This window comes from Leifsonia sp. McL0607 (genome assembly GCF_049993355.1).
Lineage (GTDB): Bacteria > Actinomycetota > Actinomycetes > Actinomycetales > Microbacteriaceae > Leifsonia.
On record NZ_CP188253.1, the window covers coordinates 2,419,347 to 2,434,309 of the forward strand.

Below are 14,963 nucleotides of genomic sequence, written 5' to 3' on the forward strand. Positions count from 1 at the left end.
AGGCGACCGCGATGCGCTTCCGTTGGCCCGACAGGGAGGGGTGGCAGCAGGTGCCGTCCGAGTTCGCGCGCCTCTGGCGCCGCTCCCTGCAGCTGCGGACGGTGGCGATCACGCTGCTCTTGACCGGGGTCGCGATCCTCGTCACCGGCGTCTACATGGCGCTCAGCATCAGCAACGACCTCTACCAGTCCCGCCTCGACCAGGCCCTGCGCGATTCCAGCCGCGCCACGACCGCCGCCCAGTCGACGCTGAACGCCTCCGACATCGGGTCGGCAGACAGCGGCAAGAACCTGCTCAACTCGACCCTTCAGTCCGTGCAGGCGTCGACCTCCAGCCGGCTGATCGCCGCGTACCGCGTGCCGGGACAGGACACCAGCGTCCTCGCACCGCCCGACCGCGGAAGCCCCGCGCTCAACCCGGTGATCTCGCCCGAGCTGCGGGCCGCGGTGCAGAACGGCGGGACCAAGCAGTTCTACCAATCGGTCGCTCTGCCCTCCGGAACCGGCTCGACCGACCCCGGCATCGTGGTCGGGACCCAGCTGACGCTGCCGGCATACGGCCGTTACGAGCTCTACATCGGCTACAACCTGCGCGACTCGGAGAACACCCTCCTCTTCGTCCAGAACACGCTGCTGCTGGCCGGGCTCGCACTGATCGTGCTCATCGGCGCCATCACCTGGGTCATCGTGCGCTTCGTCGTCGAGCCGATCCGCGTGGCCGCGCGCACGAGCGAACGGCTCGCCGCCGGCGACCTCGCCGTACGCATCCCGGAGAAGGGGGAGGATGTCCTCGCCTCGTTGGCGCGGTCCTTCAACGGGATGGCGGACAGCCTCCAGAGCCAGATCAACCAGCTGGCGACGCTGTCGCAGCTGCAGCAGCGCTTCGTCTCCGACGTGTCGCACGAGCTGCGTACGCCGCTGACGACGATCCGGCTCGCCGGCGACGTCATCTACGACCAGCGCGGTTCGTTCCCGCCGGCGACCACCCGCACCGCCGAGCTGCTGCACACGCAGATCGAGCGATTCGACCGTCTGCTCTCCGACCTGCTCGAGATCAGCCGGTACGACGCCGGCTCCGTGGCGCTCGAGCCCGAGCCCACCAACCTGGTGCGGCTCGCCGAGGAGGTCGTCGACGAGCTCCACGCGGTCGCCGAGCAGAACGGGTCGGAGCTGCGGCTGGAGGCGCCGGGCGGCTACTTCGACGTCAGCATGGACCCGCGGCGCATCCGCCGGGTCGTCCGGAACCTCCTCGGCAACGCGATCGAGCACGGCGAAGGCGCTCCGGTTGTGGTGACGGTCGACAGCAACGAGACGGCCGTCGCGCTCGCGGTGCGCGACTACGGGATCGGCATGAACCAGAACGACGCCAACCACGTGTTCGATCGGTTCTGGCGAGCCGATCCGTCGCGCAAACGCACCCTCGGCGGCACCGGCCTCGGCCTGGCGATCTCGCTCGAGGACGTTACGCTGCACTCCGGCTGGCTGCAGGTGTGGTCGATGCCGGGTGAGGGCGCGTGCTTCCGGCTCACGCTCCCGCGCGTGAGCGGAAAGGGCATCATCTCGTCGCCGCTGCTGCTGCCCCCCGCCGACGCGGGTGCCAAGCCCGGCCGGCGTCAGCAGGAGCCGACCCCGATCGAGACCACGGCCTCGTCGCGGGGGACTGCCGGGCACGCCGACGACGGCGCCGTACGGCCGGGAAGCGGGGCACGGGCATGATCCGCCGGACCGCACGCGGACTCGGCGCGGCCGTGGCCGTCGCCCTCGCGCTGGTGCTGGCGGCGTGCGCGAGCATCCCGGACTCCGGTCCGGTGCGCCAGGGCGGCCCGGTCGCCCAGGTCAGCGACCAGCTCGATCTGGACTTCAATCCCTCGCCTCCCGAGAACGGCGCATCGCCGCAGCGGATCGTGCAGGGCTTCATCGATGCGGCCTCCAGCCCGAAGAACAACTTCGCGATCGCCCGCAAGTACCTGACCAAGTCGATGGCGGCCTCGTGGAACCCCGACGAGTCGGTCACCGTCGACGACGGCCGCAACCGCACGTTCGAACACGACGGCAACCAGTGGTCGGTGGACGTGATCCCGGTCGCCAACGTCGACAGCGTCGGCTCATACCGCCCGGTCGCGAGCAAGGCGCCGATCGGACTCTCCTACGAGGTCGCCCGCGAGAACGGGCAGTGGCGGATCGCTGTGGCACCAGACGGTGTCGTCATCGACGACCCGACCTTCCGCGCCGTCTACAGCCAACAGACGCTGTACTTCTACAACGCCGGCTACTCCTACCTGGTGCCGGATGCGCGCTGGTTCCCCGCACGGGTCGCCTCGGCGGCCACCCGGGTCGCCGGCGCGGTGCTCGCCGGTCCGGCCAAATGGCTGAACGGCGCTGTGACGAGCGCCTTCCCGCAGGGGACGCAACTCGCCGTCCCGTCGGTCACGACCGCCGACGGAGTCGCGCGCGTCGACCTCAGTTCGGAGGCCGGCCAGGCAGACCAGCTGCAGCTGCAGCGCATGCAGCTCCAGCTGGAGCAGAGCCTGGGCGCTCTGGCCTCCTCCGTGCAGCTCTCCATCGAGGGCAACGTGCAGCAGATCCCGCCGCTCTCCGACGCGTCGTCCCCGCTCCAGGACCCTCCGGTCGACTCGCACGCGATCGTCTACCGGGGCGACAGCTTCGGGCTGCTCAACGGGTCGACGATCACCGACCTGAGCGGGTTGAGCGACAAGGTGGTGGCGCTCCAGCCCACCGCGGCGACCGTCGACGCCAGCCGTGACCAGGTCGCGGTGCTGTCCCACGGGGCGGCGGTGCTCGTGCGCAAGTCGGGTGACCCGGTCCGCGTCGACGCGAGACCCGGCCTGATCGCGCCCGCACTCGACAACGAGGGCTGGCTGTGGAGCGTGCCGGCCTCGGCGCCGGAGGCGCTCCATGTCGCGGGTTCGAACGGGCAGCCGCATGCGGTGAAGGTGGACTGGCCGGGGGCGGTCGGGATCGTCGCTCTCGCCGTCTCGCGCGACGGCACCCGCGTCGTCGCCGTGCTGCGCACGGGCCTCGGCTACTCGGTGGTCGCCGCCGGAGTCGTCCGGGGAGCGGAGGGACTGCCGACCTCCATCACGCAGCCGATCGAGCTGGCGGTGGGCGACGGCTCGCCGACGTCGATCGCCTGGACGGGAGAGCTGACCGTCGCCGTGCTGTCGACGACGAACGGAGACGCCACCGCCATCACCGAGCAGACCATCGGCGGCACGTCGACCACGACCGCCGGCCCGGCCGCGGGGCGCACGATCGTCGGCGCCGGAGGGCTCTCTCGGAACCTGGTGCTCGCCGCCGACGGCACTCTGCAGGCACCGACCGGGAGCGGGTGGCAGACGCAGACCGACAAAGTGGGCGCGGTCGCCGTGCAGCTCGGTCAGCCCTGACCTGCCGTCGTCCTCCACAGCGAGGGGCGGATCGCGGGTTGTCCACGGATCGTCGACCCGGAGGCTCGAGGACCGACTGCACCGGCGAGGCTGGGGCGATGATCTCGACTTCCGCCTCTACCGTTCCAGCGCGCCGGCTCGTTCGCGACGCGCTCCTCGACGCCGCCGCCGTGCTGCTGCCGGTCCGCTGCGCCGGGTGCTCCGTCCCCGACCGTTCCATCTGCTCCGCGTGCCTGCGCTCTCTCGTGCCGCAGGAGCGCAGCCGAACCGTCGCAGGCGTCACGGTCTGCTCCGGCCTCGACTACGACGACGTGCCCCGCGCGGTGCTCCTCTCCTTCAAGGACGCCGGACGAGTGGATGCCGCCCCTGCGCTGGCAAGCGCACTGCGCTCGGCGGTCGTCGCCGCGAGCGCGGGCGAGCAGGTCGTCCCCGTCCTGATCCCGTCGACGCGTTCGGCCTGGAGGCGCAGGGGTTATCACCCGACGGGCATGATCCTGTCTCGTTCCCGTGTCCTCGTCCCGCCGCTCTGGCGTGCACTGCGGCTGACGCGTCAGACGTCCGACCAGGCCGGGCTCTCCTCGAGCGAACGCGAGCACAATCGCGAGGGCAGCGTGGTCGCCTCCGCCCGGGTGGCGGGCAGGCGCTGCTTGCTCGTCGACGACATCGTGACGACCGGCGCCACGCTCGCGGAGGCCACCAGGGCGATCACCGCTGCCGGCGGCGTCGTGGTGGGCGCTGCCACCATCGCTCAGACCCCACGACGACGGTGAGGGTCCCTCCGCATTGGAACCTCGGTCGCATGCTCTGTCCTCGGTCGCTGGCTCCCTCGGCGCTGGGGTCGCAGGGGTCCTCGGTCGCTGGCTCCCTCGGCGCTGGGGTCGCAGGGGTCCTCGGTCGCTGGCTCCCTCGGCGCTGGGGTCGCAGGGGTCCTCGGTCGCTGGCTCCCTCGGCGCTGGGGTCGCAGGGGTCCTCGGTCGCTGGCTCCCTCGGCGCTGGGGTCGCAGGGGTCCTCGGTCGCTGGCTCCCTCGGCGCTGGGGTCGCAGGGGTCCTCGGTCGCTGGCTCCCTCGGCGCTGGGGTCGCAGGGGTCCTCGGTCGCTGGCTCCCTCGGCGCTGGGGTCGCAGGGGTCCTCGGTCGCTGGCTCCCTCGGCGCTGGGGTCGCAGGGGTCCTCGGTCGCTGGCTCCCTCGGCGCTGGGGTCGCAGGGGTCCTCGGTCGCTGGCTCCCTCGGCGCTGGGGTCGCAGGGGTCCTCGGTCGCTGGCTCCCTCGGCGCTGGGGTCGCAGGGGTCCTCGGTCGCTGGCTCCCTCGGCGCTGGGGTCGCAGGGGTCCTCGGTCGCTGGCTCCCTCGGCGCTGGGGTCGCAGGGGTCCTCGGTCGCTGGCTCCCTCGGCGCTGGGGTCGCAGGGGTCCTCGGTCGCTGGCTCCCTCGGCGCTGGGGTCGCAGGGGTCCTCGGTCGCTGGCTCCCTCGGCGCTGGGGTCGCAGGGGTCCTCGGTCGCTGGCTCCCTCGGCGCTGGGGTCGCAGGGGTCCTCGGTCGCTGGCTCCCTCGGCGCTGGGGTCGCAGGGGTCCTCGGTCGCTGGCTCCCTCGGCGCTGGGGTCGCAGGGGTCCTCGGTCGCTGGCTCCCTCGGCGCTGGGGTCGCGGCATCGCTCCGCGCTGCCTTTGAGCTCCACCGCGCGTCGTCGGCACGTCCAGCAAACGTTCGGGAGATTCCTAAGAATTCACCCGTTGATTACGGTTCCGTAACGCGCGGGGGAGCACTACGGTAGTCGAAAAGGCGCGAGCGATCCGCCCTTCGTGATCCGGGCGGACATCGCGCCGGATCAGGGAGGTCTCCATGGACATCAACATCGTCGGACGCAACCTGGGAATCACTGATCGGTTCCGCGAATACGCGACAGAGAAGGCCGACAAGGTCGCGCATCTCGCCGAGCGGGCCATCTCGTTCGAGATCAAGGTCAGTCGACACAACGAGAAGCTGGGATCCCAGAACGGCGACGATCGCGTCGAGCTGACGCTGGTCGGGCCGCGGGCGGTGGTGCGGTCGGAGGCGACAGGCACCGATAAGTACGCAGCGTTCGACATCGCGCTCGGGAAACTCCTCGAGCGCGTCAGGAGGGCCAAAGACAGGCGCAAGGTGCATCGTGGTCAGCACCGGCCGACCTCGCTGCGCGAGGCCAGTACCGACGGGTTCAGCGCCGTCGGGCTCGCCGCGGCTCCCGTGTCGGTGCTCGACCAGGTGCGCACCGGGAGTGTGCCCGTCGTCACCGACGAGACGGAGTCGAGCGAGGTCGAAGAGGAGTACAGCCCGGTCGTCATCCGCCAGAAGGTCTTCGCGAGCATCCCGATGACCGTCGACGACGCCCTCTATTACATGGAGTTGGTCGGCCACGACTTCTACCTCTTCGTGGACCAGGAGACCAAGCGGCCGAGCGTCGTGTACCGACGCAAGGGCTGGGACTACGGCGTGATCGCCCTCGACGACGATGCCGAGGAGCTGCAGGAGGTGGCGACGGCAAGCCGCAAGCTCGGCTGACGGACGCGTCGATGGCGTGCGCCCGGGCGGCGCACGCCATCGACGTCTGAGACCTCGGTCGCAGACTCCCTCGGCGCTGGGGTCGCGGCATCGCTCCGCACTGCCCCTAGCTCCACCGCGCGCGCTCGCAGCGGCCTCCCAGCGAGCACGGGACGTGTGCGCTGGCGGACCAAGTACGATGTTCTCTAGCGTCGGCGGTGTGTGCCGTGCGGCGTGCGCCCGCCGGGGCGCGGGCATCATCGCCCGACCGAGCAAAATGGAGTGCATCAGTGGCCTCAGTTCTTGAAAAGGTTCTCCGCGTCGGCGAGGGACGAACCCTCCGGCGCCTGGAGGCATACGCGAAGGCTGTCAACGCTCTCGAGGACGACTTCAGCGAGCTGACCGACGAAGAGCTCATACACGAGACCGTCGAGCTGCGCGAGCGCTACAGCAACGGCGAATCGCTCGACGACCTGCTGCCGGAGGCCTTCGCCGCCGTGCGCGAGGCGTCCAAGCGCACGCTCGGCATGCGGCACTTCGACGTGCAGATCATGGGCGGCGCGGCCCTCCATCTCGGCAACATCGCCGAGATGAAGACCGGTGAGGGCAAGACCCTGGTCGCGACCACGGCCGCCTACCTCAACGCGATCACCAGCCGCGGCGTGCACGTCATCACCGTCAACGACTATCTCGCGAGCTACCAGTCGGAGCTCATGGGCCGCGTCTTCCGCGCACTCGGTATGACCACCGGGGTGATCCTCTCCGGTCAGACGCCCGAGGAACGCCGCGAGCAGTACGCCGCCGACATCACCTACGGCACGAACAACGAGTTCGGCTTCGACTACCTTCGCGACAACATGGCGTGGCAGGCGAGCGACATGGTGCAGCGCGGTCACCACTTCGCGATCGTCGACGAGGTCGACTCGATTCTGATCGACGAGGCGCGCACGCCGCTGATCATCTCCGGTCCGTCATCCGGCGAGGCGAACCGCTGGTTCAACGAGTTCGCCAGCCTGGCCACCCGGCTCACGCCGGAAGTCGACTACGAGGTCGACGAGAAGAAGCGCACCGTCGGGGTGCTCGAGCCGGGCATCGAGAAGGTCGAGGACTACCTCGGCATCGACAACCTCTACGAGTCGGCGAACACCCCACTCATCTCGTTCCTCAACAACGCCATCAAGGCGAACGCGCTGTTCAAGCGCGACAAGGACTACGTCGTCATGAACGGCGAGGTGCTCATCGTCGACGAGCACACCGGCCGCATCCTGGTCGGCCGTCGCTACAACGAGGGTATTCACCAGGCGATCGAGGCCAAGGAGGGCGTCGAGGTCAAGGCCGAGAACCAGACGCTCGCCACGGTCACGCTGCAGAACTACTTCCGTCTCTACAAGAAGCTGTCGGGCATGACCGGTACCGCCGAGACCGAGGCGGCCGAGTTCATGAGCACCTACAAGCTCGGCGTCGTGCCTATCCCGACGAACAAGCCGATGCAGCGCAAAGACCAGCCCGACCTCGTCTACAAGAACGAGAAGGCCAAGTTCGATCAGGTCGTCGAAGACATCGCCAAGCGCCACGAGAATGGCCAGCCGGTGCTCGTCGGCACGACCAGCGTCGAGAAGAGCGAGTACCTCTCGCGCCTGCTCGCCAAGAAGGGCGTGCGCCACGAGGTCCTGAACGCGAAGAACCACGCCCGCGAGGCGGCGATCGTCGCCCAGGCCGGACGCCTCGGGTCCGTCACCGTCGCCACGAACATGGCCGGACGTGGAACCGACATCATGCTCGGCGGCAACGCCGAGTTCATCGCCGTCGCCGAAATGAACGCCCGCGGGCTGTCGCCGATCGAGACGCCGGACGAGTACGAGGACGCCTGGGACGGCGTGTTCGACGAGGTCAAGTCGAAGGTGTCCGAGGAGGCCGAGAAGGTCATCGATGCCGGCGGTCTGTACGTGCTCGGTACCGAGCGCCACGAGTCCCGCCGCATCGACAACCAGCTGCGCGGCCGCTCCGGTCGTCAGGGCGACCCGGGCGAGAGCCGCTTCTACCTGTCGCTCACCGACGACCTGATGCGCCTGTTCAACGCGGGCGCAGCCGAGAGCCTCATGGGCCGCACGAGCGTACCCGACGACATGGCGATCGAGTCCAAGGTGGTCAGCCGTGCCATCCGCAGCGCGCAGTCGCAGGTGGAGGCGCGCAACGCCGAGATCCGCAAGAACGTCCTCAAGTACGACGACGTGCTCAACCGTCAGCGCGAGGCCATCTACGGCGATCGCCGTCACATCCTCGAGGGCGACGACCTCCACGAGCGCGTTCAGAAGTTCCTCACCGACGTCATCGACGACATCCTCGACCAGCACACCGGCGAGGGCAGCGGCGACGACTGGGACTTCGACGCTCTCTGGGCCGAGCTCAAGACGCTGTACCCGGTCGGTGTCTCCATCGACGAGGTCATCTCCGAGGCCGGCAACAAGGGCCGCATCAACCGCGACTTCATGCGCCGCGAGATCATGTCAGACGCGAAGATCGCTTACGAGAAGCGCGAAGAGTCTCTCGGGTCTCCGGCGATGCGTGAGCTGGAGCGGCGCGTGGTGCTGTCGGTGATCGACCGCCGCTGGCGCGACCACCTCTACGAGATGGACTACCTGAAGGACGGCATCGGCCTGCGCGCGATGGCCCAGCGCGACCCGCTGGTCGAGTACCAGCGCGAGGGCTACGCGATGTTCCAGCAGATGATGGGCGCCATCCGCGAGGAGACCGTCGGCTTCCTGTTCAACTTGGAGGTCGAAGTCAACCAGGCACCCGACGAGGTGGCAGCCCCGGCCGTCGCAGCCAAGGGTCTCGCCCGGGGCGAATCCTCGGAGGCCCGGCTCAGCTACTCGGCTCCGGGCGAGCAGGGCGAGGTCGAGGTCCGCAACCAGCGCGGCCAGATCGAGAAGGCGGCGACCGACCGCGCGCAGCGCGCCGCGCAGCGCCAGGCGGCCCCGGCCGCCCCGCCCACCCAGGCGTCGACTCAGCGGGGCGCCTTCGGCCAGCGTGTGGAGGAGTCCGACGAGGCTCCCTCCAACCGCGCGGAGCGACGGGCGCAGGCCAAGAAGCGCTGAATTCGCTGAGCGCAGGAGCGCTGCGCGCGCGATGCGCCGACGGCGGGGTGGCCACGTGGCCACCCCGCCGTGGCGTCTACAGCACGCTGATCGCGGTGGCCCGCCAACGCTTCCTGTGGCGCTCCAGCCGGAGGGCTACAGCGCGTGACCGGGTCGGCTGGTGGATCATGACGACGGCGTCGACGATGGTCTCGCCGAGGCGGTTGATCATCGGCTCGCCGACGCGGACGCGCGGGCGGCGGGCGTCGTCGCCCGTGACCTCCCGCGAGCGCGAGGCGATCACGGTGCGGCGGAGGAGCTGCACGTACACGGAATCGCTCACCCACCTCCCGAGCTGGTCGAGGGGTCGCGCTCCCGCGAGGATCTCGATGACGCACAGCGCCAGCTTGGCGCTCAGTAGGCTCGGGTCGCCATCGAGGCCTGCGACGAGCCGGAGGTCGGGGTCGGGATCCTGCTGCACGACGCTCAGCGGCGGCCGGCCCAGCGTCGATCGATCCAGCCGCGGCCGATCCTGCAGAGCGGCGTTGGTCGGCGGCCGTGTCGGAGGCGCCTGGAGCGTGCTGGTGTCGTCGCAGGCGGCCCCGTCGAGTTCGTCACGGCGGAGGTCGTCGCGGTCGAGGACGGAAGTCAGGAGTGCATTCATCTGATGGTGCTCGATTCTTCTGATCGACGCGTTCGTCGATTGCCTGTCTCTCACTCAAGCAGCGCGATTCGCGAGGGTCCAGGGCATCAACGCGGGTGTGGACAACTCGTTCCACGGCGGCGTGCTGATCCTCGACCGGCGTTCGGAATCGCCGGTCGCCGGCAGCACCGGTTCGGGATACGTCCTGTTGACGATCGGCCTGATCCTCCTCGTGGTGTCCCTCGGTCGCCGTGTCTTCGCGAGGGGGGCCGTCGGCATCGGGGCGTGACGGCGTCTGTCTATAGTGGGGGAGTGTCGACGCTCAGTGATCTCGTCCATGCTCACGGTCGTTCCTCCGAGGCGGACGTGGAGTGGCTCCACTCGCTCGTCGGCGACTGGCAGCTCCTGGCCGATCTGGCCTTCGCCGACATCGTCCTCTGGGTGCCCACGACCGACGACGATTTCGTCGCGGTCGCGCACGCCCGTCCGTCGAGTGCTGCCACCCTCTTCTACCGCGACTTCGTCGGCCAGCGGATCAAGCCGGAGTGGCGCCTGCAGGTCACCGACGCCTACCGGACGAAGGAGATCATCGACACGTCAGCCCCGGACTGGTACGAGGAGACCCCCACGCGGGTGCGCGCCGTCCCGGTGATCCGGCGGCTCACGGTCCACTCGCCCGATACCGCGCCCGAGCCGGTGGCGGTCATCACGCGGCACACCAACCTCAGCGAGGCGCGCACGCCGAGTCGTCAGGAGCTCACGTTCAACGACTGCGCCAACGACCTGTTCAACATGATCGCCACCGGTGACTTTCCCGACCTCGGCGCCCCGGCGGCGCCACGGCGCGGTCAGCCGCGCGCGGCGGACGGTCTCATCCGCCTCGACGTCGACGGCGTCACCACGTTCGCCAGTCCCAACGCCCTGAGCGCGTTCAACCGCATGGGCTTCACGGGTGAGTTGGAGGGCGAGTCGCTCGCCACGGTGACTACCGGCCTCCTCGCCGGCACCATCACGGTAGACGAGTCGCTCCCGCTGGTCGTGACCGGCCGTGCCCCGTGGCGCACCGACATCGAAGCCCGCGGTGTGACCGTGTCGCTGCGCGCCATTCCGATCCGCAACCGCGGGCAGCGCGTCGGCGCGATCGTGCTGTGCCGCGACGTGTCGGAGCAGCGCCACCAGGAGCGCGAGCTCATCACCAAGGACGCCACGATCCGCGAGATCCACCACCGCGTCAAGAACAACCTCCAGACCGTCGCGTCGCTGCTGCGTATCCAGGCGCGCCGCACGCATTCGGAGGAGGCCAGGGAGGCGCTGAGCCAAGCCATGCGGCGTGTGGCGGCGATCGCGGTCGTGCACGACACGCTCTCCACCGGTCTGGCGCAGATCGTCGACTTCGACGACGTCTTCGACCGGGTTCTTCTCCTGGTCGCGGAGGTGGCGGCGAGCCACACGACGACGGTGCACCCCAAGAAGTCGGGCACCTTCGGCTCCCTGCCGAGCGGGTACGCGACGCCGCTGGCGCTCGCGCTCACCGAGTTGGTGACGAACGCCGTGGAGCACGGCCTGGCCGGACGCGAGGGTCAGGTGGAGATCGTGGCCAACCGCTCGGCCGAGTCGCTCACCGTCAAGGTCGTGGACAACGGGTCCGGCCTCCCGGAGGGCAAGGTCGGCTCAGGCCTCGGCACGCAGATCGTGCGAACCCTGATCCAGGGCGAGCTCGGGGGCGCCATCGACTGGCACACGATGATGGGGCAGGGCACGGAGGTCACCATCGAGGTGCCCCTCCGCTACCTCACCACGGTCTGACACCGCGTCGGCCGCACAGCACAGCGCCGAGGGGCGCTCCCGAACGATGACGTCTGCTAGGTGTTCGGGAGCGCCGCCTCGGCGACGTCGTGATGGAGGAAGCCGTGACCGGGAGTCAGGAGGTGCCGGCGGGGCTCAGGAGGCGCGGCGCGCGCGGGCGGCGCGACGCTTGAGCGCGCGGCGCTCGTCTTCGGAGAGACCGCCCCAGACCCCCGAGTCCTGGCCGGTCTCGAGGGCGTACTGGAGGCAGATCTCCGTCACGGTGCAGCGAGCGCATACCGCCTTTGCCTTGTCGATCTGGTCGACCGCAGGACCCGTGTTTCCCACAGGGAAGAACAGTTCGGGGTCCGCGGTCAGGCAGGCGGCCTTGTCGCGCCAATCCATGAAGATATGCTCCTTGTTTGCTGAGTGTTTCCTGGCCCGAAGGGCCTAGAATGCAGGTAAGCAGCCGCGTTACAGGGTTCTTCAGATCCATGGGGAATGAGACCTGCCCACCACCCTGTGAGCACTAACTCGGCCTTGAATATGCTCCCATAGCGGTTAATCCGAATCAATAGTTTTGTATGGGATAACGCTGTGAACACACACTCGAAACGTCTGGATGTTATAGTGCCCGACCCGTCCGCGCCGGTTCCCGCTCCGCCCGATTCGCCGCGTGCGGGGCGGGCCAGGCCTCCGCTGCTGATCGTTCTCGCGGTCATCATCGCGCTCGAGGCGCTGCTCGTCACCGGGCTCGCGCTGTGGTTGCTGTTCGAGCTTCTCACGACGACCCCCCAGTCGTACACCACCGCGATCGCCATCACGCTTCTCGTCGCCATCGGCGCGGTGTGGGTGATCGTCACGTTCGTCGGGATCCTGCGGCTGCACGCGTGGGCGCGTGCGTCGACCGTCACGATCCAGATCCTGATGATCGCGGTGGCTGTCGGCAGCTTCCAGGGCTTGGTCGCGCGACCGGACATCGGCTGGGCGCTCCTCGTGCCCGCGGTGGTCGCCGGTGTGCTCGCGCTCGCACCGTCGGTGGTGCGGGCGACGGCCGGGGAGGTCGCCGACGACGAGCAGGGCGACGAGCAGGGCGACGAGCGACACACGGGGACACACGAATAGCGTCGGGGCGGGAACAAGACGCAGACTCGCTCTGTTATGGCCGATATCGTGACTGAAACCTCCGCCCCTGCCCTTGCTTCCCCGTCCGCCATCCAGACCGCAGAGGCCGACTACGCCGCTTGGCGCGCCTGGCGACTCGGGTCCGTCGTCTCATCCACCGGCAACCTCGCCCTCGTCGAGACCCGCTGGCTGGACGATCGCGACGAGACGACGACGGAGCAGGCGCTGGTCGGACAGCCCGCGACCGTGACGGCGACGGAGCTGAGCCGCCGCAACCTCGACACGGGCGAGCTCGAGCGCGGCATTCGTCTCTGGGATGCCGACTCTTCGGCGATCCGCGCGTTCGAGACGATCGAGGCGTTCCCGTTCGACCCGTCCTGGGTCATCGAGGCCCGCTTCACGCCCGTCGAGGGCGAGCGCACGATCCCCTTCGAGCACATCCGCGACAACGGCCTGACGCGCGACCTCGTGGTGCCGGGCGACATCACGTTCGAGCGTGACGGAGTCGACTACACGCTGAGCGCGTTCGACGACGACGGCACCCTCCTGCTCGTCTTCGGAGACCCGACCAACGGCGAAGACGGCCACGACGGCACGTACGCCTCCGGCCGCTTCCTCTTCGTCACCCGCGACGGCGACCGCGCCGTGCTCGACTTCAACCGCGCCTTCGTGCCTCCGTGCGGCTTCTCGGACCAGCACAACTGTCCGCTGCCGCCGCGGAACAACCGCTTCGCCGTGCCCGTGACCGCGGGCGAGAAGCGCGTCGTGCTCCGCGACGGCGCCGCCCACTGAGCCTGCTCCCTCCCTTCGTCCCTTTCGCAGTCCAACAGCACAGGAGAACTCCGTTGAGAAAGACCCCCCTGCTCGCCTCGTTCGCGATCGGCATCGCCGCGGCCCTGACCCTCGCCGGCTGCTCGGGCGCGTCGCCGTCTTCCACCGGTACCGACGCGTCGATCGCCGTCGGCTCCCTCTATGAGCCCGTCAACCTGGACAACACCGCGGGCGGAGGCCAGGGCGTCGCCGAGGCCCTCAACGGCAACGTCTACGAGGGGCTGTTCAAACTCACCGACGACGGCAAGGTCGAGCCGCTGCTGGCGACGACGTACACGACCAGCGCGGACGGCCTGACCTACACGTTCACCCTCCGCGACGGCGTGAAGTTCCACTCGGGCAAGCCGCTCACCAGCGCCGCGGTCAAGTCGAGCATCGAGCGGGTGCTCGCGGACGACTCGCAGTCGGCCCGCAAATCGCAGCTCGCCATCATCTCGGGCATCCACACCCCCGACGACACGACCGTCGTGATCTCGCTGAAGTCCCGCTCCATCTCGCTGCCCTACAATCTCAGCTACGTGTGGATCTACGGTCCGGGCACGACGAACTACAAGACGTCGGAGGATGGCACCGGCCCCTACACGCTGGGCGCCTGGAAGCGCGGCACCTCGCTCAGTCTCGAGCGCTGGAGCGGCTACTGGGGCGACAAGGCGAAGAACACGGAGGTCGTCTACGACTACTTCACAGACGCCAGCGCTCTCTCGAACGCTCTTCTCACGAACCAGGTCGACGTCGTCACCAGCATTCAGAGCCCGGACTCGCTGACCCAGTTCGAGGGCAACAAGAGCTACACGATCAGCGACGGCAAGTCGACGACGAAAGAACTGTTGGCCTTCAACGACAAGGTCGCGCCCTTCGACAAGACCGAGGTCCGCAAAGCTGTCTACTCCGCGATCGACACCAAGAAGCTGCTCAGCTCGATCTGGGGCACGTACGGCACGCTCATCGGCTCGATGGTGCCGCCGAGCGACCCCTGGTACGAGAACCTCACCGCGGTGAACCCGTACGACGTGTCGCTCGCCAAGAAGGAGCTGGCCGAGGCCGGCTACCCGAACGGCTTCACGTTCACGCTCGACACGCCGACGTACGACCCGCACCCCGCGGTCGCGGAGTTCCTCAAGACGGAGCTCGCGAAGGTCGGGGTCACGGTGAACATCAACTCCATCTCGGCCGACCAGTGGTACACGAAGGTGTTCAAGAACCACGACTTCGTCGCCACCCTGCAGGAGCACGTCAACGACCGCGACGTGGTCTGGTACGGCAACCCCGACTTCTACTGGGGCTACGACAACCCGCAGGTCGCGTCCTGGGTGAACGAGGCGGAGCAGGCCTCCACCACGGCGGAGCAGACGGCGAAGCTCAAGCTCGTGAACGAGCAGATCGCCAAGGACGCCGCCAGTGCGTGGCTGTACCTCTACCCGCAGATCGTCGTCGCGTCGAGCTCGGTGAGCGGATACCCGGTGAACGGGCTCAACTCGCAGTTCTACGCGTACGACATCGTCAAGAAGTAGTCAACAGAGCGCGGCCCGACCGCGTTCTCCACAGATGCTCGGGGAGGCCCGAAACGGCCTCCCCGAGCAT

Annotated in this window: 12 protein-coding genes; 10 read left to right on the plus strand and 2 right to left on the minus strand. The window is 69.0% G+C overall.

What is annotated here, in order from left to right; genetic code table 11:
- The first annotated feature begins 11 nt into the window (after positions 1–11).
- The 5 genes from mtrB to secA all read left to right on the plus strand — a co-directional run bounded on the left by mtrB (position 12) and on the right by secA (position 9,019).
- Positions 12–1,715: an MtrAB system histidine kinase MtrB gene (mtrB, locus tag ACPPVW_RS11620; RefSeq protein ID WP_426623279.1), complete on the plus strand. Its 1,704-nt coding sequence runs from the start codon at positions 12–14 to the stop codon at positions 1,713–1,715.
- Positions 1,712–3,406, plus strand: coding sequence for a GerMN domain-containing protein (locus ACPPVW_RS11625; protein WP_426623280.1), 1,695 nt, complete (start codon positions 1,712–1,714; stop codon positions 3,404–3,406). Before mtrB ends, ACPPVW_RS11625 begins: the two co-directional genes overlap by 4 nt.
- Positions 3,407–3,504: 98 nt before the next feature.
- On the plus strand, positions 3,505–4,176 hold the full coding sequence (locus ACPPVW_RS11630) for a ComF family protein (RefSeq protein WP_426623281.1): 672 nt from the start codon (positions 3,505–3,507) through the stop codon (positions 4,174–4,176).
- A gap of 1,067 nt (positions 4,177–5,243) precedes the next feature.
- A complete protein-coding gene (hpf, locus tag ACPPVW_RS11635) occupies positions 5,244–5,942 on the plus strand; it encodes a ribosome hibernation-promoting factor, HPF/YfiA family (protein ID WP_426623282.1) in 699 nt (232 codons plus the stop codon).
- 269 nt (positions 5,943–6,211) lie between these two features.
- Positions 6,212–9,019 (plus strand): preprotein translocase subunit SecA, encoded by a 2,808-nt coding sequence (gene secA, locus ACPPVW_RS11640; RefSeq protein ID WP_426623283.1) that lies wholly within the window; start codon positions 6,212–6,214, stop codon positions 9,017–9,019.
- Between the two features lie 76 nt (positions 9,020–9,095).
- Here the strand turns inward: secA and ACPPVW_RS11645 are convergent, their stop codons facing one another.
- Positions 9,096–9,662: an Rv3235 family protein gene (locus ACPPVW_RS11645; protein ID WP_426623284.1), complete on the minus strand. Its 567-nt coding sequence runs from the start codon at positions 9,660–9,662 to the stop codon at positions 9,096–9,098.
- 97 nt (positions 9,663–9,759) lie between these two features.
- On the opposite strand from ACPPVW_RS11645, the gene ACPPVW_RS11650 reads away from it, so the two are divergent.
- Entirely contained in the window at positions 9,760–9,930 is a 171-nt protein-coding gene (locus tag ACPPVW_RS11650) for a hypothetical protein (RefSeq protein WP_426623285.1), read from the plus strand.
- Between the two features lie 23 nt (positions 9,931–9,953).
- Positions 9,954–11,447 (plus strand): sensor histidine kinase, encoded by a 1,494-nt coding sequence (locus ACPPVW_RS11655; protein ID WP_426623286.1) that lies wholly within the window; start codon positions 9,954–9,956, stop codon positions 11,445–11,447.
- A 135-nt stretch (positions 11,448–11,582) separates the two neighbouring features.
- On the opposite strand, the gene ACPPVW_RS11660 is transcribed toward ACPPVW_RS11655, so the two are convergent.
- A complete protein-coding gene (locus ACPPVW_RS11660; protein ID WP_018190103.1) occupies positions 11,583–11,831 on the minus strand; it encodes a WhiB family transcriptional regulator in 249 nt (82 codons plus the stop codon).
- Between the two features lie 225 nt (positions 11,832–12,056).
- On the opposite strand from ACPPVW_RS11660, the gene ACPPVW_RS11665 reads away from it, so the two are divergent.
- From ACPPVW_RS11665 to ACPPVW_RS11675, 3 genes are read left to right on the plus strand one after another with little or no spacing between them, the layout of a single operon-like run.
- The gene (locus ACPPVW_RS11665) at positions 12,057–12,551 is read left to right on the plus strand and encodes a hypothetical protein (protein ID WP_426623287.1); all 495 of its coding nucleotides are present in this window, start codon (positions 12,057–12,059) and stop codon (positions 12,549–12,551) included.
- A 36-nt stretch (positions 12,552–12,587) separates the two neighbouring features.
- Positions 12,588–13,343 carry a DUF1684 domain-containing protein gene (locus ACPPVW_RS11670; RefSeq protein WP_426623288.1) on the plus strand — a complete coding sequence of 252 codons (756 nt, stop codon included), beginning with the start codon at positions 12,588–12,590 and terminating at the stop codon, positions 13,341–13,343.
- Positions 13,344–13,396: 53 nt separating this feature from the next.
- On the plus strand, positions 13,397–14,893 hold the full coding sequence (locus tag ACPPVW_RS11675) for an ABC transporter substrate-binding protein (RefSeq protein WP_426623289.1): 1,497 nt from the start codon (positions 13,397–13,399) through the stop codon (positions 14,891–14,893).
- Positions 14,894–14,963 lie beyond the last annotated feature (70 nt).

Excerpts from the sequence above, each read along its gene's own strand:
- ACPPVW_RS11670 (WP_426623288.1), top strand. The coding sequence starts at position 12,588 with ATGGCCGATATCGTGACTGAAACCTCCGCCCCTGCCCTTGCTTCCCCG.
- ACPPVW_RS11660 (WP_018190103.1), bottom strand. The coding sequence starts at position 11,831 with ATGGATTGGCGCGACAAGGCCGCCTGCCTGACCGCGGACCCCGAACTG.
- ACPPVW_RS11630 (WP_426623281.1), top strand. The coding sequence starts at position 3,505 with ATGATCTCGACTTCCGCCTCTACCGTTCCAGCGCGCCGGCTCGTTCGC.
- ACPPVW_RS11625 (WP_426623280.1), top strand. The coding sequence starts at position 1,712 with ATGATCCGCCGGACCGCACGCGGACTCGGCGCGGCCGTGGCCGTCGCC.
- hpf (WP_426623282.1), top strand. The coding sequence starts at position 5,244 with ATGGACATCAACATCGTCGGACGCAACCTGGGAATCACTGATCGGTTC.
- mtrB (WP_426623279.1), top strand. The coding sequence starts at position 12 with ATGCGCTTCCGTTGGCCCGACAGGGAGGGGTGGCAGCAGGTGCCGTCC.
- ACPPVW_RS11645 (WP_426623284.1), bottom strand. The coding sequence starts at position 9,662 with ATGAATGCACTCCTGACTTCCGTCCTCGACCGCGACGACCTCCGCCGT.